Source organism: Staphylococcus sp. mip270_02 (assembly GCF_054031535.1).
Genome location: NZ_CM132934.1, coordinates 381,106 through 399,144 on the forward strand (window position 1 = coordinate 381,106; position 18,039 = coordinate 399,144).

Sequence of the window (18,039 nt, forward strand, 5' to 3'; positions counted from 1 at the left end):
TTTTATGTAAAAAGGAAATCAATAATAACCCTATAATATGGTAATGTTTAAGTAATAGATATAGATAAAGGTAGGAAAATATTATGAGTAATTTATTAAAGAAAAAGGATCTACAGCAATTGTTAAAAATAAATAATGATACCTTTCGAAAATGGAAGAATGCTGGAATACCAATAGTTAAAGAGAAGAATGAAGAATTCTTTGATATAGAACAAGTAAAGAGATGGCATAATAAGATAACAGAAGCAATTGATAATCTAATAATTGATAAAAAGTATGACAATAATACGATCAGTGATGTTTTCAAATGTTCACAGCAGGGAGGAATGCGGCGTTCTCATTTAACTAATACACTAGTACTATTCTCGGATCATACAAATGATATTTATAGTGATCATTCAGTAATAGATGATGAAGGAAATGAAACATTACATTACACAGGTATGGGTCAAAAAGGGGATCAGGATATTAATCATGGTCAAAATAAGACTTTAAATCATTCTGAAAATTTAAGTATTAAAGTATATCTGTTTGAATCATTTATTTCGGGCGAGCATATATTTCGAGGAGAAGTCAGATTGTTTAATAAACCTTACGCTACAGAACAAAATGACAGAAAAGTTTGGATCTTTCCACTAACTTTTAATATTAGTGAATATTATATTCCAGGAAATAGTTCGGATGAGAAATATAGAGAACAGGAGAATCTAATAAATAAACTCAGTGATAATGATGTCTTTGAACGTGCTACGCAGGCGAAACCAGTGGGAAGAAAGGAAGCTGTTACTAAAGTATATACCAGAAATATCCATGTGACTGCACATGTTAAAAATAGATCTAATGGCTATTGTGATTTATGTAACGAACCAGCTCCGTTTAAGGATCGAAATGGACGATCCTATCTTGAATGCCACCACGTAGACTGGTTAGCTAACGGCGGGAAAGATAGTATCGATAATGCTGTTGCTTTAGACCCTAATTGTCACAGGAAAATGCATGAATTAGATTTAAAATCTGATGTGAAAATTCTGAAAGATAGACTAAATTATTATCAAAGTAAGAATTTATAGAAATCTTAGTAATTTGGCTAATTCAATAGTAGACCATTAATGTTTAAAAATAAAAGATTGTTTTAATAAATACACATCTATAAAATCGGTATCAATAAACGATAAGCAGAAGCAAACCATAAATAATGTTTACATTGTGTAAGTGATGATGTTAATAAATAACGTGCTTGATGATTCGCTTTAAATATATAATGATCAATTATGCATGCAGGAGTTTATATATAAAGTTGATAATTTAATTAAGGGTAAAGATAAATTAGAAGATACTGATGGTAAAGTTTATACTTCTGCTCTATTATTAATAGAATTTACAAGTTTATAAAAATATTGAGCGAAGGGCATGTCCATTTGGATGTGTCCTTTGTTTTTAAATTTATTTTGTTATAACAAAAGGTCAGTATTCGATATATCCGCAAAAACATAGAAACAACTGACACTAAAGCAGCATTTCAGAAAGTAGAAAACAGACATGAATACACCTGCTATTTTATTTCACTACATCGATTTGACCGACTAGTAATTTTCTGTCATCTTTTCCAAAAACAATACTAATGTTCCATAGTATAAAACCCCCGTAGCGTAAACTTTATTATCAATTATAATACTGTATAAAAAATACCATGAATTTTATGTATTATTTTCTTAATTTCTTAATAGTGCATAAAAGTCAAAATTAATTATAAAGGTGTTTGAATCTATAATGAATGAACAATATTCATTAGGAGGCAAAGATATGGCTGGAAATTGGTTAGAAATAAATGGAAAAGTAATTATTGTAACAGGTGGAACGTCTGGTATCGGTAGACAAATTGTAACTTCATTACTAGAAAATGATGCAGTTGTTTATAATATAGACCTAAAGGATGACCCAGTTGATAACAGAGATTATCATTTTATAGAGGCTGATGTAACAAGCAAAGAAGCTGTTGAAAGGGCAGTGAATGCGATTGTGGAAAAACAATCTCGTATAGATGTATTAATTAATAATGCTGGTATTAACTTACCTCGATTATTAGTTGATGTTAAAGGTGAAAAACCAGAGTATGAAATTAATATGAAAGATTTAGATTTAATGTTCGGTGTAAACTTAAAAGGGCCAATTCTATTTAGCCAAGAAGTGAGCAGACATTTTATTAAACAAAATAAAGGTATCATCGTGAATGTTGCTAGTGAAGCTGGTCAAGAAGGATCAGAAGGCCAAAGTATATATTCTGCTACAAAAGCAGCTTTAATAGGATTTACGAGAAGTTGGGCTAAAGAATTAGGGAAACATAACATTAAAGTTGTTGCTATAGCACCAGGTATTTTAGAAGAAACTGGTCTAAGAACCAAACAATATGAAGAAGCATTAGCTTATAGTAGAAATACGACAGTAGATAAATTAAATGGTGATTATTCAAAATCTATTCCTCTAGGTAGAGTTGGTAAATTGTCAGAAGTAGCTGATTTAGTTTGTTATTTAAGTTCGGACAAATCAAGTTACATTACTGGTACAACAATTAATATATCAGGTGGTAAATCAAGGGGATAACTTAAAATAGAGAAAGGAGGGAAAGTATTGATATTAAACAAAAAGCATTTATTAATTATTGAAACGCTTAAAAAACAAAATATCTCAATTGATAAACTTTCCCATAAACTTTCTATCTCCCAAAGAACTTTAACGAATTACATTAATCAACTTCAAATTTATTTTGAAGGATCTATTAGTATATTTAAGCAAAATAAATCTCTTTCAATGATAGTAACTGATGAAATGAAATTTCTTAATTTAATTAAAGATATAGAGTTTCAAGTTTATAACCATTTAGATGAAATAGAGGAACGTGGAGAAAACATATTTCATTATTTACTTTATAACGGAGTTTGTACGATAGATGACATAGCTGAAGATTTATTTCTGAGTAAAAGTGTAGTTAATAATAATATAAATGAAATTAAAAATGTATTAGAAGACTATAGGGTGAATATTAGAGGTACACAAAACGTAGGTTTACGTATAGAAGGTAATGAATTAGAAGTAAGAAAGGTATTGATAGAACTATTCAATAAACAGTATAGTTCTCACACATTGCCGGGTTCTATATATGCGATTCTTAACGAGACGAAAAGGCAATATAATTTAGACAATGCAACATTTGAACGTCTTATTACCGCTACTAAAGTTGTTTTATCTAGAATAGAAAACGGTTATGAGATAAGTCAAAAAGTACAAATCGACGATAGCGTATTTGAGTCTAAAGATTTTATAGCTTTAAGCGAAATTAGGGATTATTTAATCCAACACTACTCAGTAAAATTTCCTAATTTAGAAATTTTACAAATTGTTTTTCAAATTATTGGTAGAAGAGCATCATTATTAGATGAATTTATTTCAGAAGATGATCAATCTACTTTAAATCGTATTATTCAGCAAACAATAGATGATATTGATTTTTATTATACTATTAAAATTGATGATGAATTGTTTAGTACGGACATACAACTTCATATTAAATACCTTATCAATAGACTGATATTTGATATTAGAATACAAAATGATTTTATTGATGAAGTTGAAAATAAGTACCCATTTGCATATGAACTGTCTAAAGTGTTAGCAACTAATATTGAAAAAGAAATCAAAATTAAAGTTCCATTAAATGAACTTGGGTTCTTATCAATTTATTTCAGTGTTTATTTACAGCAGTTAGAACAAAAATTTAAAGAAATTCATTCAGTCGCATTTATTACAAACCAAGGTTTGAGTAGTGTGAAATTAATGAAAATTCAATTACAAAAAATATTTGGCAATCAAATAATGATAGATGTAATTAACGAAAATGAGTTAAATCACTTTCAAATTGATAATTATGATTTAATAGTATCAACTATTAAAATCAATAGATTGTTTAACAGAATTATTTATATAGACAACATTTTAGATGAACAAGCACTAAAACTTAAAATCGAACAATTTATGATTTACAAAGACGTAAGCAATAAAAAGCTATTTAATAAAAGTATAATAGTGGATTTTCTAACTGAACAAGATGTTTATCACGTTAATGAAAATATGACATATGAAGAAGTAATCGCTTATTTATCAAACGAGTTGATTAATGAGAATAGAGTTGATCATACTTTTATTACAAAAATTTTAGAGAGAGAAAAACATAAATCAACAATAACAGGATCTTTAGGATTTCCACATACTAGTCATCTTTATCAGGGCATATGGCTAAAATTAGCAATTGTTAATCAGCCACTTCAAGATTGTGAAACGGTAAAACTAGTTGTGCTCGTTGCGACACCAGAAGCAGAAGTAAACGAAGCGGTACTAATCCGGCTATATGAGGAAATTTTAGCTATTACGACCAATAGTTATATTATAAACCAAATATGTAAAGATACGGATTACATAACGCTTGCACATATACTAAATAATGAAATGAGGGTTTAGCTATGTTTTTTATCATGTTAATTGTCATATTAGCTGTTGGATTTGTAGTTCAATACTTACTTGGTTTGGTTCAAATCAAAAATTTCACTAAACATTACACAGAATTGCGAGAAAATGGACGCGTGGCTATAGGGAGAAGACCAGCTATTTTTAAATCAGGAACATTAGTTTTATTCCAAATCAATCGACGTAATGAAATTGAAGATGCGCGTTATATGCAAGGTGTCACAGTATTTTCTAAATTCAAGAAATTAAAAGGTTTAGAAGGTTATAAAATTCATAAATTAAGGGATACTGATTTAAAAAAGTATAACAAATTATTAATAAAAGCTATCTTAGACGCTCAACATACATTTAATATTATTCAATCTGGAGGAGAAATTGAAAAAATACCTTCCCCAATGATGAAAGCGGTTAAAAAAATAAATAGAATGTTTAAAAAAGAAGGGAGTAAATCAACATGGATTTCATAGTTAAGTTAGCTGAAGGTTTTATCAATCTATTTCAAACAGGCGCAGATACATTTATAGACTGGATGACAACAATTGTACCTTTAGTATTGATGTTATTAATTGCGATGAACACATTAATTCAATTAATAGGTGAAAAAAGAATTAATATTATTGCACAAAAATCATCTAAAAACCCATTTTTAAGATATTTAGTATTACCATTTTTAGGTTCATTTATGTTAGCCAATCCAATGGTTCACTCTCTAGGAAGATTTATGCCAGAAAAGTATAAGCCAAGTTATTTTGCATCAGCAGCACAGTTCGCGCATACAAGTAACGGCCTATTCCCACACATTAATCCAGCAGAATTATTTATATTCTTAGGTATCGCAAATGGCGTTCAACAATTAGGGCTACCAATGACAGATTTAGCAGTAAGATATCTACTTGTTGGTTTAGTTATGAACTTTATAGGCGGATGGGTTACTGACTTTACAACTAGTTATGTAGAAAAACAACAAAAAGTAAAATTAAGTACAAAAGTAAAATTAGAAGGATGAGGTGAGGCGTATGAGTAAAAAGGCTAGAATTGTAAAAGGTTCAGGAGGCTTCGGAGGTCCTTTAGAAATTGGAATAGAAGGTAAGAAAGACAAAGTTATGTACGTTACAGGCGGCCACAGACCTGAAATAATAGATAAAATATGTGAAATTACTGGAGGCTCACCTGTAAATGGTTTCGAAACATCAGTACCTGAAGATGAAATTATGGTTGCTGTTATAGATTGCGGCGGGACATTGAGATGTGGTATTTATCCTCAAAAGGGTATCCCTACTGTGAATATTATGGCAACAGGTAAAAGTGGGCCATTGAGACAACATATTACAGAAGATATCTATGTATCGAATGTGGACGTAAATCAAGTTAGTGTAGTGGATGAAAGTGATATCAGTGAAAAATCGGTGTTAACTACTTCGACTGAGACAACAAAAAATAATGAAACTGCTTCTTATACTAGAGATAAAAAAATCATGGAAACAAGAGCAGAACAAGAAAATAAATCCTTCTTAACCAAAATCGGTCTTGCAGCAGGTAAAGTGATTAATACTTTTTATCAAGCGGCACGTGATGCGGTAGATACAATGTTACACACTATTTTACCGTTTATGGGATTTGTAGCACTATTAATCGGCATTATCCAAGGCTCTGGAATAGGAGATTTATTTGCTAAGGTTATGTCACCGTTAGCAGGTAATATTTGGGGCCTACTTATAATTGGATTTATATGTTCACTACCATTTTTAAGCCCATTATTAGGCCCAGGTGGTGTAATTGGACAAGTATTAGGAACCTTAATTGGTGTAGAAATTGGTAAAGGGAATATACCACCAAATTTAGCATTACCAGCATTATTTGCAATCAATACTCAAAATGCTGCTGATTTTATACCAGTAGGTTTAGGGTTAGCAGAAGCAGAAACTAAAACAATAGAAGTAGGTGTGCCATCTGTATTGTATTCACGTTTCTTAAACGGTGTACCGCGTGTATTTATAGCATGGTTAGCAAGCTTTGGATTATATAAATAAGAAGGAGTGTATAGATAATGTACAAGACAGAGATAAAGCGTATAGGAAAAGATGCATCAGCATTCGAATCTGAAAAAATGGTTATATTATTTGGTGATAATGCTCCTGCTGAGTTAGTAGATTATTGCTACATAATTGATATAAATGAAATAGATGGAGAAATAACTGAATCACAAAAGTTATTTCTAGATGATAACGAATATAAAATTACAAAAGTAGGTTCTACTGTTAATAAAAATTTAAATGATTTAGGTCATATTACTTTGAAGTTTGATGGGAGTACAGAAGCTGAACAATCTGGAACATTATATTTAGAAGATAAGCCTCTTGCTAATATAGAAGAAGGCACAAAAATAGAAATTAAATAGTTTTATAAAATCTTTCCCCTTAAAAGAAAAATAACAGGGAACTTTTAAGGGGATTTTTCCCTCTACACTCTCATTACATTCAGGTTGTCAAATTTAAATTACCTGTTTTTCATATTATTTTTGATTCATAGAAAAGTAAGATCAATATACATTTTTCAATAACTGTTTCTATTAGCAAGGATTTATTTTTTATAACTATATTTACTTTTATACACTGATTTTAATTATGAAAATATTTAAGATATTCAATTTTCAACAAAAGCATTAATACAATTAATAAAATAAATGATGGTAACCAAACAAAGTTTAAATTTAATATACTTAGATAAATACAGAGTGCAAGGACTGGGAGGCCTAAAGCATTTCCCAGAGAATAAATGTGTTTTACAGTATGACTGGAGTATACTGTAACAATGGTTTTCCTGAAAATAATTCTTGCGCCACCAAATGTGAAACCGAACAATAACATTAATAGTAATTTAATTACGAGCGTATCTTCAGCCAAATACCACAAGACAGTGATAGAAATACTTACTATAAAAAATAAGTGCAACCAATTATTAGATAGAAATTTGCTGAGTATCATCCCAATCAAAGCCATTCCTAGGCCTAAAGCACAGTCCAATAGTGCGACTTCATGAACTTCTCCACGCTTAAAAGTTGTAAAGGTAGGTAACATGAAGTTGATAGTGCCCAATATTGGCCACATAAGCATACTTATGAAGTAATGTGTAAATTTTACAGATTCTTTAGTATAAACTTTCCCATCTTTAGAAAGAAGCTGATTATCCTTATTTTGTTTCCTAATAGCAAAGTAAAGTAATAGATAGATTAAGGCATACATCAAAAATATCCAACGCAGTGCAATAAATTTAATGATTACTGAAGTAAATACAGGACCTATCATTAATGCAACTTGATTTATTGTCATTGAAAGTGAACTATATTGGTTAATAAATAGTTCACTTTTCTTTTCGACTAATTGTGAAAACCAAAATTCTAAACTTGTTTCCAATAGAAAAAATACAATCCATACAGTAAAGTTTAGAATAATTAATTGTAGTGCATTTTGATAGCATACCGTTATGACGATGACTATATAAAATAGTATTAAGAAAGATAATTTTGTAAGGCCAGCACCTGAATAATTTTTAAAATATAACTTAATTAAAAATGGAGTGAATATTGCTGGAACAAATGAAAGAATTGTAGCAATGGCTAACTCACTGGTAGATTCAGGATTTGCTAGTTCCCAATTTATAATGAGGATTAAACCACCGCAGATAAATCGGTATAGCGCAGTAGTAGTTAAATAGTTAGTCATTGTGAGCATCACTGCAATCAAAAATTTTATTTGCTAATTCATTAGCTTTGTGAATATGTTTGTATGTTTTTGTAGTTGGTAACTCAGGCCAGTTAAATTGAATAAGCCCCTCACGATTACTCCAATTTTCAGGATCAGCTACGGTATCCCCAACATTTTTAAATACATTTATTTTTTTGATTTCAGTATCTTTTGATACATCTGGATAATGAATATGCATTATCTTACCTTTTTGTGCTTTCATAAATGCTATGGCAGACGTTTTTTTGGGCGTAAATGCATATGCAGGTTTTACTTCGTTATTAATATACATAGATATATGAAGTTTGTAGGGGTTAATGTCATAAGAAGATTCGACTAAATCCATAATAGCATCGCCACCAGGTCTAGCTGCAGCTTCTATGACATAGAGGTTGTTGTCTTTTATTTTTATTTCGACATGAGCGACGCCACGTGTAATACCTAAAGATTTACAAGCCTGTATTGCAAGGTCTTTAATATTTATATCTTTATACCTGAAACTGGGAACTAAATGACCCATTTCAGTAAACCACGGTCTAGGAGATAAATATTTCTCTGTAACAGTAATAACTTCATAGAAATTGTGGCCGCACAATACTTCAACTGAAACTTCGTCATCACTATCAATAAATGCTTCGATTAGAAATTCACTTTTAGATACTTGGAAGTCATCTGCATAAACCTCCATAATTTGTTTCGATTTAGCATAGACATCCATACATTCTTGTTTATTATTGGCTAAGTAAACGCCGCCACTACCTCCAAAATCAACCGGCTTTATAATTACTGGAAAATTAAATTCATTCATTAGCTGCTGTAATTGTAAAGAATTATTAAAATACATAGACTTTGGTGTAGGAATACTGACTTTTTCAAATATTGTTTTCATAATGCTTTTATTTCTACATGCATCGATAATTTGTTCTTCGAGGTAAGGCAAACCGGAGTCTTGATTTAGCCTATTGGCAACTTTTAGCGTCCAATCATTTAAAGGAACGATAGCTTTTGGTTCGTACCCTTGAGATTTATGATAAGCTATTTCATTTTTTAATTCTTCATAGCTTAAAGGATTGGCATTAATACAATAATCAAAATATGAATTATATTGATATTTCGCATTTTTAATAGCTGTCCAAATTTGAAAATCTCCGATTGCTTTACCCCCTGCATAAGACCGTTCTCTGAGAAACTGATCTGCACCTAACAACAATAGATATTCTTTCATATTAGCCTCCTCATTTTATGAAATATTTATTATATAAAAATAATACCATATAAATTTAAGTTATAAAATTATGGTGAAATGAATTGTAGAGCATCTATATAGATATTTCTTAGAAGGCGTTAGTTTTAATTTATATAAATTAAAATTCAAGAATATTTACTAAATCTGTTCAACTGTATTTTGGAATTGTTTACTAAAGAAAATATAATTAATAGGCAAGATTAGTTAAGTGAATATAGTATTTTTATTAAAGATAGTTACCGAAATAAAGGTATAGGAAAGTTATTTCTAGAAAAATTAAAAAATGACAATAACACATTGAAGTTATATGTATATGAGAAGAATGTGAGAGCAATTCGTTTTTATCTAAAACATAACTTTGAAATTAAATCTAAAAATGTTGAAGAAGAAACTCAAGATATGAATACTTTATGGGATGGACTGATGGTTGACATCTAAGACAAAGAATTGTTTAATAAGTATGCTTATTATTACATCTTAAGGAGTGGTGGAATGGAAGAGAAGACATTAGAGGTTTTTAAGAAAGGGTCAAAATTATTAAATATACTTCAAGATGAAAAACGCCAACAAATACTTGTGTTGTTATGCAGAGAAGAACAACTTACTGTGAATCAAATAACTGAACTATTGCCAATTTCACGTCCAGCAGTATCACATCATTTGAAATTAATGTATGAGGTTGGGTTATTGACAGTTAAACAAGAAGGGTTAGAAAGATATTATAGTTCTGATTTAGAAGACGCGTTACTTTGGCTCAAAGAGCTCACCACTTCTCTTGAAGAGAATATAAAAAACAAAGAAACTATATAAAAAATTTTAGCCCATATGTTTATATGTTTAAACATATGGATAGTATAATACTATTATCCTCTTATAGAGAGAAAATTTTAATGTTGAAGGAGATTGTTAATTATGGTCAATAAAGTAGTTTTGGAACAAGCTGCTCAAGAATTTAGTGAGGCTAATAAACCGCATCCTCGTATTTATGAATTGGAACCTAAAGATGGTAGAGCCTTATTAGAAGAAGTGCAATCATCCCCAGTCGAAAAATACAATGTAGATATTGAAGATACAACATTTACAACTGAAAAATTTGGAGATGTGCCAGTGCGTTTTATACGTCCAGAAGGAATTAAAGATACACTGCCTGTCATTTTCTATATACACGGTGCGGGTTGGGTATTCGGCAATGCTAAAACACACGATAAGCTAGTTAGAGAGTTAGCCGTAAGAACGAATTCGGTCGTTGTTTTTCCTGAATATACACTTTCACCCGAAGCGAAGTACCCAACAGCAATTGAACAAAATTACGATGTTCTACAACAATTAAAAGAAGTTGCAGAGGAGAAAAACCTAGATATCAATAAGCTTACAGTTGCAGGGGACTCAGTAGGCGGTAATATGGCTACGGTTATGACAATTATGACTAAACAACGTAAAGGTTTAACAATTAACCAACAGTTACTATACTATCCAGTAACAAATGCTGAGTTTGATACTGAGTCATATAATCAATTTGCAGAAAATTATTATTTAACTAAAGAAGGTATGAAATGGTTTTGGGATCAATATACAACTGACCCTAATGAAAGAGCAGAAATAACAGCTTCCCCTCTTCGAGCAACAATAGAAGATTTAAAAGGATTACCAAGTGCTATGATTTTAAATGCTGAAGCTGATGTATTACGTGATGAAGGCGAAGCGTATGCAAATAAATTAAGAGAAGCTGGTGTAGAGGTAACGCAAATGAGATTTCAAGGTATTATTCATGATTTTGTTATGGTAAATTCTATGGATCAAACGAATGCGACACGCGCTGCTATGGATGTATCTACAAAATGGATTAATAAAAAGAATAACTAATAATAAAATCGTTAATTTATCATATTTAAGTGGATGTTATATAAAGTGAATCAATGAAAAGAATTGGTTCACTTTTTTTAGTAAAAAAGGAGATGTAGACAATGCAAACGGTATTAGGAAGTAATGGACAAATTGGACAAGAAATAGCGAAGGAAATTTATAAAAACTATACTAAACATATTCGATTAGTTGGCAGAAAGCCTAAAAAAATCCATGATACTGACGAATTAGTAGCAGTAGATTTAATGAACTATGAAGATACTTATAAAGCAGTTAAAGGAAGTGAAATTGTATATTTTGCTGTGGGCTTACCTGCTAATTCAGAGATGTGGGAAAATAAGTTTCCAATAATTATGGAAAATGTAGTTAAAGCATGCCAGGAAACAAATACTAAATTAGCATTTTTTGATAATACATACATGTACGAAAAAAACGCTGACGTTCAAGTAGAAAATAGTCCGTTTATTCCAGTAGGCAGAAAATCACAAGTTCGTGCTAATATGGCTGAAATGTTGTTGTCAGCTATGCAAGATAAATCTATTGATGCAGTTATTGGCCGAGCGCCAGAATTTTATGGGCCTGGATTGACTCAAAGTATAACGAATTCCTTAGTATTTAATCGAGTGAAAAATAATAAACGAGCGTTTGTTCCTATAAATGATTCTGTATTACGTACGCTTATTTGGACTCCGGACGCAAGCCGCGCTTTAGTACTATTAGGTAATACGCCTGAAGCATATGGTGAAACTTGGCATTTACCGACCGATGATAGTATCACTTATAAAGAAATAATGAATAAAGCAGAAAAAGTATTAGATAGAAAAATTAATTATACTATTGTACCGATGTTTCTATTTAGAATAGGGAGTTTATTTAACCAACAAGTTAAAGAGCTTACAGAGTTATTACCAAGATATAAGTATGACAATGTCTTTAAATCTAACAAATTTAAGGACAGTTTTCCTGAGTTTAAAGTTACAACATATGAAGAAGGTATTAGAAATATTTTAAAAGGGGATTAAAGTAATGAAAAAAATTATGATAGTTAATACAAGTACAGATTATTTTGAAGGCAGCAGTAAAGCGACAGGACTATGGCTTGGGGAACTTGTTCATTTCTATGATTATTTTAACTCTAAAAATTATCAAATTGATTTATTTAATATTAACGGTAGGAGAACGCCAATTGATCCAGTTAGTTTAAAACCATTAATGTTAGATAGTATGACTAAAAAGTATTACAACAATCAATCTTTTATGGATATGTTAAGTAATTCTCAGTCTATAAATGAAGCAAAATCTGCTGAATACGACGTGATTTACTTTACTGGTGGGCACGGGGTAATGTTTGATTTTCCTAATAATGAAGCCATACAACATACAATAAATGAAGTTTATAATCATGGAGGTATTGTTGCTGCAGTGTGCCATGGCATAGCTGCGTTACTGAATGTAAGAGACGAAAATGGCAGGTACTTTATTGATAATAAAGAAATAACTGGTTTTTCTAATACTGAAGAAATCTTAGCTAATCGTAAAAAAGTCGTGCCATTTATGTTAGAGAGCGAAATAAAAAAACGTGAAGCGTATTATAGTAAAGCCAAAGTACCGTTTATTCCCTATGTTAAAGTCGACAATAGACTGGTTACCGGACAAAATCCCCAATCACCAAAACAAGTTGCACAAGCTGTTGATAATATACTTAATAAAAATTAAGCTGAGCAAATTTTGCTCAGCTTTTTAAAAGCCGTATCTTAACGGTAAGTTATTAAACGCAGACCGTCCCTTTGATAAAAGGGACAAAATATATCTACATCGTCAATCTGGCGTTAGAAGTTCTATCGCTGTGGGAATACTAGAATACAGAGGATTTACAAATATTGTTAACATGAGAGAAGGCTATCAAGAATTCCCAGCATTATTTCAATAATCATGACAATAATGGGTTATTTTTAAATTGAGTCATTATTTCTATGTAAATGTATGATGAAATAAAATTGTCCTTACTACTTTTAATGGAGTTGAAGATGACAAAGAATTTTCAGTAACAATAAAATCCATCTAAATTTAGGTAATGAGACTTAATTACTTTATTAGTATACAAATTATAAATATTAGCAAGTAGGAGAGAACAGTATAATTTCTGTTCTCTCCTATTAATTTATTATATCTATTATTTATCATCATCAAAGCAATAGATAAAGTAACATAATATAAATGATGTGAAAAATAACTTTCAAAATACAAAAGTTTGTTTATGAAACGAGTAAGAAAATCGTTAATTATTAAGGGTGTTTTTTAGCTTCATTTTTTGATAATTATCTTTATCTAATTTACTAATATATAGTAGGAACAGTTAATAAAAATTTGTAGAAAGTAATGATAACCTACATTTTAAAGTTAAATTATACATATTTCATTGATTAATTTCTCTTTATCACTTTCATTTAATTCGTTATCGCAGATTAATATATCAAGTTCGTTAAAATCACATATTTTTATAGTAACGGTTTTATTTAATTTACTACTGTCTGCTGTAAGATAATTAATTTTAGACATTTGTAATATTCTGCGACGTGTTTCAACTTCTTCTAAACTATAATCAGTCACTCCATTATTTGATGAAAAACCACTACAACAAATAAATGATTTTTCAATATTTAACCGATCAAAATTAAATAAAAAATCAAAACTTGTAATAGATTGTTCTGATTTACGCACTTTTCCTCCTATGCTAATTACTGTGTGACCTTGGTTTAATGTTTGTAACATTACCGGGATAGAATTAGTAATGATAGTTAGGTTCTCATGATAAGTTAAGTTTTTAGCGATTTGTAAAGTAGTAGAGCCACTATCTAAAAAGATACAATCTCCATTTTTAATTTCATTGGTTGCTTTTTTAGCAATCTCTTCTTTCTTAGCTAAGTTTAAAGATAAGCGTTGTTCAATCATTGATTCTCCATTTTGCTCTTTTTTGATACGGATGCCTCCATATTCTTTAGTAATCAAATCTTCTTTAGCTAATTTTTGAACATCTCTTCTTAATGTTTCCATAGAAATATCTAAATTTTCTTGTAACGATTTCAATTTCATAAAATCGTTTTCTTCAAGCACTTTAATTATTTTACGTCTTCTTTCAGTAGGTAACATAGTGGAATCCTCCTAAATTATATAGTAATATATTAAACAGTTAGTAATTAAGTAGTCAACACTTAATCAACTTTTACATTTGTTTAACATGAGGTTAATAAACAATTTGTATACTTTTAGTATAGCAAATTGGAGGTGCTACATTGTTAGAATTAAAAAATGTTTCAAAAAAATATAAAAATAATGAAGTTCTAAATGATATTAACTTAGCTATCAATAATGGAGAAATCGTTAGTTTACTTGGCCCGAGTGGTTGTGGAAAAACAACATTATTAAATATGATTTTAGGTTTGACAGAAGTAAGTGCTGGAGAAATTATTTATAATAATGAAGTTATTCAAAATAAGCCAATGCACAAACGTGATTTTAATATTGTATTTCAAGATTATTGTTTGTTTCCACATTTAAATGCTTACGAAAATATTATTTACGGTTTAAAAAACTTGAAGAAAAATCCATATGATAAAAAGGTGACTGATTTAATAGAATTGCTCGAACTTAGACCACATTTATATAAAAAGATAAATGAATTGTCAGGAGGACAAAAGCAACGTGTATCTATTGCAAGAACAATCGCTATGGAGCCTAAAATTTTATTGATGGATGAGCCGTTGAGCGCATTAGATGGTGTAATTAAAGAATCTATTAAAGATATGATTCAAAAAATAGCAAAAACACTAAATTTAACGACAATCATTGTAACCCATGACCCAGAGGAAGCCTTAACTATGGCTGATAAGGTGGTTGTAATAGAAAATGGAAAGGTAGCACAATTTGGTACGCCAGATAATATTATTAATGAACCGAAAAATAAATTTGTAGAACAATTTATTTTAGATCAGCTTAAAGTTAAAAGAAATCATATTTATCAACTATTTGGAGCATCCTATGGTGCCTAAAATTTATAGTCAGCGTATATTATTTACACTTATTATTTTATTTTTTCTTATATTTCTTGTTATACCTATTATTTTCTTATTAGGACGTTCAATTATCAGTGATGGTCAATTTAGCTTACATTATTATGATGATATTTTAAATAATAAAACTATAGTGACTTCATTATTTAATAGTATAAAAATATCGTTGTTAGCAGCTACTGTGACAACTATATTAGCTTTTTTTGCAGCTTATACAATTCATATGACACACGGAGCGAGCTGGATTAAAACATATAATAAAACAATGGTGTTGTTACCAATGCTTGTACCGACAATTACATATGGTTTTATACTTATGTATCTATTTGGTAATGAGGGGATATTAGCTCGTATATTAGGTGATGCATCATTTACGATTTATGGTAAAAATGGTCTTTTTATTGGCTATGTAATCTACACATTACCAGCAGCCTATTTCATTATTTCAAATGCATTTAATTATGTAGACCATAGGTTTTATTACATTTCACTAATTATGAAAGATAATAGGTGGAGACGTTTCTATCATACATTATTAAGACCATTATTAATTCCGATTGCAAATGCTTTTGTATTGTCATTTATATTAAGTTTTACTGATTTTGGAATTCCGGCGTCGATAGGTGCGGATTATAACGTTATAGCAACCTCATTATATCAAATGATTTTAGGCTCTATACCTAAATTTGCAGAAGGTGCAGTAATTGCGGTACTAATGCTTATTCCAGCAGTCTCCGGCTTTATATTCTTGTCAGTGATAGAAAAATGGAATGTGAGACAACAAGGAGATAATCATACCGGTGTCAAAAAACGACCAATTCATGACAATATTATGAATGGTGCGAATTTTATACTGAGCACTATTATTTTATTAATATTCATGGTTATGTTTATCGTACCGTTTACAGAACGTTACCCGTATCAATTGAACTTTACATTGACGCATGTAATCAAATTATTTCAAGATGATATTTTGATTCATATTTATATTCAAGCATTATTTGTAGCTGTAGCAACAGCAGTCTTTGGGACTATTATTAGTTTCTGTGGTGCGCTCATTACTGTGCGTACTCAATTATATGGAAAACAAGTGTTGAAAATGATGTCGATGGTTACGAATACTGTTCCAGGAATGATTTTAGGTCTTTCATATTTATTGTTTTTCCAAAATAGTAGCATTAAAGGCACATTTCTTATCATTATTTTGAGTATTGTAGTGCATTATTATACGACACCATTCTTAATGGCTAAGTCTGCGTTAGATAAGCTAAATCCTTCGTGGGATACAACAAGTACATTAATGCGAGATACTTGGACGCAGACAATATTCAAAATTATTATTCCTAACATGAAAACAACTATCGTAGAAATGGTTAATTATTATTTTATCAATGCAATGGTAACTATTAGTGGCGTGATCTTTTTAGTGTCGACATCTACACAAATAGTATCTACACAAATTAATCAGCTACAACACTTTAATCGCTTTGTAGATATCTTTATCCTCTCAATTTTAATTTTTATTACTAATGTTATTGCGCGACTGTTAACGAGTTGGTGGCTAAAGTCACAAAGTAGAAAAGGGGAGAGCTAAATGAAATTGAAACTGTTTGTTGGTGTATTATTATGCCTAATACTGTTATATTTTTCGTATTTTGGTCTTGGCTCATCTACCGATAAAGTCGTCATTGCAACGAATTCTGATGAAGAAGCCATTACTGTTATGGAAAAAACTTTAGACCAACATGGCTTTAAAGGAGAATATATTATTCAACCACATTCTACTGCCGAATTAGGAGGCAAAATGATTGCAGAAGGTAAAAATATTGAAGCAGATGTTGTTACACAATCTACCTATTACTTAGAAAGTGCACAAGATAAAAATAATATGTTTGCATCAATGGAAGCAGAAAAACAGAAAAAGGCTATTGATTCCTTTCCTAATTATATAACTCCATTATTAGGAAATATGGGTTCCTTATTTGTGAATACTAAAGCGTTAGAAAAACAAGGATTACCTATTCCTAAAACAGTAAAAGATTTGACCCAACCTCAATACAAGAACCAAATTGCAATGCCAAATATTATGGAGTCCTCAACCGGATGGCTAGTAATTCAAAGTATTTTAGGTCAATACGGTAAAGAAGAAGGAAGCAAAATTTTAAAAAAATTAATTGAAAATACAGGACCTCATTTAGAAAGTTCAGGTTCAGGGCCACTTAAAAAAGTAGAATCTGGGGAAGTATCTGTTGGTATTGGGTTAAGGGCCCAAGCTGTTAAGTCTGAACAGAATGGAAACCCGATACATTTTATTGATCCTAAAGAAGGTAATTATTCACTAGTAGAGGCTGCGGCCGTAGTGAAAAAAGGAGGAGAGAAACAACAAAAAGCGCAAAAAATGGTTCAAACTATTCAACAATATGGACGTGAAAATTTACTGAAAACATATCCAGTGCCTTTGTATCAAGGAGAAAAAGTAGAGAAAGCTCATAAACCGAAGCATCCTAAAAAATGGAATGAACGTTTAACGGTGGAATTATTAGAAAAACATCAAGATATTTTTAACGATGCTAAAAAACAAGTAGAAAATAATTAAGGA

Annotated in this window: 18 protein-coding genes and 1 pseudogene; 16 read left to right on the plus strand and 3 right to left on the minus strand. The window is 30.3% G+C overall.

Annotated elements, in window-relative coordinates; genetic code table 11:
• Nucleotides 1-83: 83 nt before the first annotated feature.
• From ACW5YJ_RS01620 to ACW5YJ_RS01650, 7 genes are all read left to right on the plus strand, one after another.
• Complete coding sequence (locus tag ACW5YJ_RS01620) at nucleotides 84-1,070, plus strand: HNH endonuclease (protein WP_457338382.1); 987 nt, start codon at nucleotides 84-86, stop codon at nucleotides 1,068-1,070.
• A gap of 733 nt (nucleotides 1,071-1,803) precedes the next feature.
• The gene (locus ACW5YJ_RS01625; RefSeq protein ID WP_457338608.1) at nucleotides 1,804-2,601 is read left to right on the plus strand and encodes an SDR family oxidoreductase; all 798 of its coding nucleotides are present in this window, start codon (nucleotides 1,804-1,806) and stop codon (nucleotides 2,599-2,601) included.
• A 27-nt stretch (nucleotides 2,602-2,628) separates the two neighbouring features.
• Nucleotides 2,629-4,512, plus strand: coding sequence for a BglG family transcription antiterminator (locus tag ACW5YJ_RS01630; protein WP_457338383.1), 1,884 nt, complete (start codon nucleotides 2,629-2,631; stop codon nucleotides 4,510-4,512).
• A 2-nt stretch (nucleotides 4,513-4,514) separates the two neighbouring features.
• Complete coding sequence (locus tag ACW5YJ_RS01635; RefSeq protein ID WP_380499517.1) at nucleotides 4,515-4,985, plus strand: transcriptional regulator GutM; 471 nt, start codon at nucleotides 4,515-4,517, stop codon at nucleotides 4,983-4,985.
• Nucleotides 4,973-5,524, plus strand: a complete 552-nt coding sequence (gene srlA / locus ACW5YJ_RS01640) for a PTS glucitol/sorbitol transporter subunit IIC (RefSeq protein WP_038679345.1) — start codon at nucleotides 4,973-4,975, stop codon at nucleotides 5,522-5,524. The genes ACW5YJ_RS01635 and srlA overlap by 13 nt, the downstream gene beginning before the upstream one ends.
• A gap of 10 nt (nucleotides 5,525-5,534) precedes the next feature.
• A complete protein-coding gene (gene srlE / locus ACW5YJ_RS01645) occupies nucleotides 5,535-6,548 on the plus strand; it encodes a PTS glucitol/sorbitol transporter subunit IIB (protein ID WP_457338384.1) in 1,014 nt (337 codons plus the stop codon).
• A gap of 17 nt (nucleotides 6,549-6,565) precedes the next feature.
• Nucleotides 6,566-6,916, plus strand: a complete 351-nt coding sequence (locus ACW5YJ_RS01650; protein WP_038679340.1) for a PTS glucitol/sorbitol transporter subunit IIA — start codon at nucleotides 6,566-6,568, stop codon at nucleotides 6,914-6,916.
• A 220-nt stretch (nucleotides 6,917-7,136) separates the two neighbouring features.
• Here the strand turns inward: ACW5YJ_RS01650 and ACW5YJ_RS01655 are convergent, their stop codons facing one another.
• Nucleotides 7,137-8,240, minus strand: a complete 1,104-nt coding sequence (locus ACW5YJ_RS01655; protein WP_457338385.1) for a hypothetical protein — start codon at nucleotides 8,238-8,240, stop codon at nucleotides 7,137-7,139.
• Complete coding sequence (locus tag ACW5YJ_RS01660) at nucleotides 8,233-9,486, minus strand: ATP-grasp domain-containing protein (RefSeq protein WP_457338386.1); 1,254 nt, start codon at nucleotides 9,484-9,486, stop codon at nucleotides 8,233-8,235. The genes ACW5YJ_RS01655 and ACW5YJ_RS01660 overlap by 8 nt, the downstream gene beginning before the upstream one ends.
• Nucleotides 9,487-9,759: 273 nt before the next feature.
• Here ACW5YJ_RS01660 and ACW5YJ_RS01665 point away from each other — a divergent pair, with 273 nt between their 5' ends.
• From ACW5YJ_RS01665 to ACW5YJ_RS01690, 6 genes and pseudogenes are all read left to right on the plus strand, one after another.
• The gene (locus ACW5YJ_RS01665; RefSeq protein ID WP_457338609.1) at nucleotides 9,760-9,945 is read left to right on the plus strand and encodes a GNAT family protein; all 186 of its coding nucleotides are present in this window, start codon (nucleotides 9,760-9,762) and stop codon (nucleotides 9,943-9,945) included.
• 54 nt (nucleotides 9,946-9,999) lie between these two features.
• A complete protein-coding gene (locus ACW5YJ_RS01670; protein WP_026113474.1) occupies nucleotides 10,000-10,317 on the plus strand; it encodes an ArsR/SmtB family transcription factor in 318 nt (105 codons plus the stop codon).
• 102 nt (nucleotides 10,318-10,419) lie between these two features.
• Nucleotides 10,420-11,370: an alpha/beta hydrolase gene (locus ACW5YJ_RS01675; protein ID WP_135092869.1), complete on the plus strand. Its 951-nt coding sequence runs from the start codon at nucleotides 10,420-10,422 to the stop codon at nucleotides 11,368-11,370.
• 101 nt (nucleotides 11,371-11,471) lie between these two features.
• Nucleotides 11,472-12,392, plus strand: a complete 921-nt coding sequence (locus tag ACW5YJ_RS01680; protein WP_457338387.1) for an NAD-dependent epimerase/dehydratase family protein — start codon at nucleotides 11,472-11,474, stop codon at nucleotides 12,390-12,392.
• A gap of 4 nt (nucleotides 12,393-12,396) precedes the next feature.
• Nucleotides 12,397-13,086: a type 1 glutamine amidotransferase domain-containing protein gene (locus ACW5YJ_RS01685; protein ID WP_457338388.1), complete on the plus strand. Its 690-nt coding sequence runs from the start codon at nucleotides 12,397-12,399 to the stop codon at nucleotides 13,084-13,086.
• 40 nt (nucleotides 13,087-13,126) lie between these two features.
• Nucleotides 13,127-13,300 (plus strand): annotated as a pseudogene (locus ACW5YJ_RS01690) (rhodanese-like domain-containing protein); the annotation flags it as partial.
• Nucleotides 13,301-13,770: 470 nt separating this feature from the next.
• Here the strand turns inward: ACW5YJ_RS01690 and ACW5YJ_RS01695 are convergent.
• Nucleotides 13,771-14,520 carry a DeoR/GlpR family DNA-binding transcription regulator gene (locus ACW5YJ_RS01695; protein ID WP_135092872.1) on the minus strand — a complete coding sequence of 250 codons (750 nt, stop codon included), beginning with the start codon at nucleotides 14,518-14,520 and terminating at the stop codon, nucleotides 13,771-13,773.
• Between the two features lie 143 nt (nucleotides 14,521-14,663).
• Between ACW5YJ_RS01695 and ACW5YJ_RS01700 the strand changes: the two genes are divergently transcribed.
• From ACW5YJ_RS01700 to ACW5YJ_RS01710, 3 genes are read left to right on the plus strand one after another with little or no spacing between them, the layout of a single operon-like run.
• Nucleotides 14,664-15,419, plus strand: coding sequence for an ABC transporter ATP-binding protein (locus ACW5YJ_RS01700; RefSeq protein WP_457338389.1), 756 nt, complete (start codon nucleotides 14,664-14,666; stop codon nucleotides 15,417-15,419).
• A complete protein-coding gene (locus ACW5YJ_RS01705; RefSeq protein ID WP_171915519.1) occupies nucleotides 15,409-17,034 on the plus strand; it encodes an ABC transporter permease subunit in 1,626 nt (541 codons plus the stop codon). The genes ACW5YJ_RS01700 and ACW5YJ_RS01705 overlap by 11 nt, the downstream gene beginning before the upstream one ends.
• A complete protein-coding gene (locus ACW5YJ_RS01710) occupies nucleotides 17,035-18,036 on the plus strand; it encodes an extracellular solute-binding protein (protein ID WP_153671994.1) in 1,002 nt (333 codons plus the stop codon).
• Nucleotides 18,037-18,039 lie beyond the last annotated feature (3 nt).

What these genes read in the sequence shown, in the direction of transcription:
- ACW5YJ_RS01680 (WP_457338387.1), top strand. Translation starts at nt 11,472, where the DNA reads ATGCAAACGGTATTAGGAAGTAATGGACAAATTGGACAAGAAATAGCG.
- srlA (WP_038679345.1), top strand. Translation starts at nt 4,973, where the DNA reads ATGGATTTCATAGTTAAGTTAGCTGAAGGTTTTATCAATCTATTTCAA.
- ACW5YJ_RS01635 (WP_380499517.1), top strand. Translation starts at nt 4,515, where the DNA reads ATGTTTTTTATCATGTTAATTGTCATATTAGCTGTTGGATTTGTAGTT.
- ACW5YJ_RS01695 (WP_135092872.1), bottom strand. Translation starts at nt 14,520, where the DNA reads ATGTTACCTACTGAAAGAAGACGTAAAATAATTAAAGTGCTTGAAGAA.
- ACW5YJ_RS01625 (WP_457338608.1), top strand. Translation starts at nt 1,804, where the DNA reads ATGGCTGGAAATTGGTTAGAAATAAATGGAAAAGTAATTATTGTAACA.
- ACW5YJ_RS01685 (WP_457338388.1), top strand. Translation starts at nt 12,397, where the DNA reads ATGAAAAAAATTATGATAGTTAATACAAGTACAGATTATTTTGAAGGC.
- ACW5YJ_RS01650 (WP_038679340.1), top strand. Translation starts at nt 6,566, where the DNA reads ATGTACAAGACAGAGATAAAGCGTATAGGAAAAGATGCATCAGCATTC.
- ACW5YJ_RS01660 (WP_457338386.1), bottom strand. Translation starts at nt 9,486, where the DNA reads ATGAAAGAATATCTATTGTTGTTAGGTGCAGATCAGTTTCTCAGAGAA.
- ACW5YJ_RS01655 (WP_457338385.1), bottom strand. Translation starts at nt 8,240, where the DNA reads ATGACTAACTATTTAACTACTACTGCGCTATACCGATTTATCTGCGGT.
- ACW5YJ_RS01675 (WP_135092869.1), top strand. Translation starts at nt 10,420, where the DNA reads ATGGTCAATAAAGTAGTTTTGGAACAAGCTGCTCAAGAATTTAGTGAG.
- ACW5YJ_RS01670 (WP_026113474.1), top strand. Translation starts at nt 10,000, where the DNA reads ATGGAAGAGAAGACATTAGAGGTTTTTAAGAAAGGGTCAAAATTATTA.
- ACW5YJ_RS01705 (WP_171915519.1), top strand. Translation starts at nt 15,409, where the DNA reads ATGGTGCCTAAAATTTATAGTCAGCGTATATTATTTACACTTATTATT.
- ACW5YJ_RS01620 (WP_457338382.1), top strand. Translation starts at nt 84, where the DNA reads ATGAGTAATTTATTAAAGAAAAAGGATCTACAGCAATTGTTAAAAATA.
- srlE (WP_457338384.1), top strand. Translation starts at nt 5,535, where the DNA reads ATGAGTAAAAAGGCTAGAATTGTAAAAGGTTCAGGAGGCTTCGGAGGT.
- ACW5YJ_RS01710 (WP_153671994.1), top strand. Translation starts at nt 17,035, where the DNA reads ATGAAATTGAAACTGTTTGTTGGTGTATTATTATGCCTAATACTGTTA.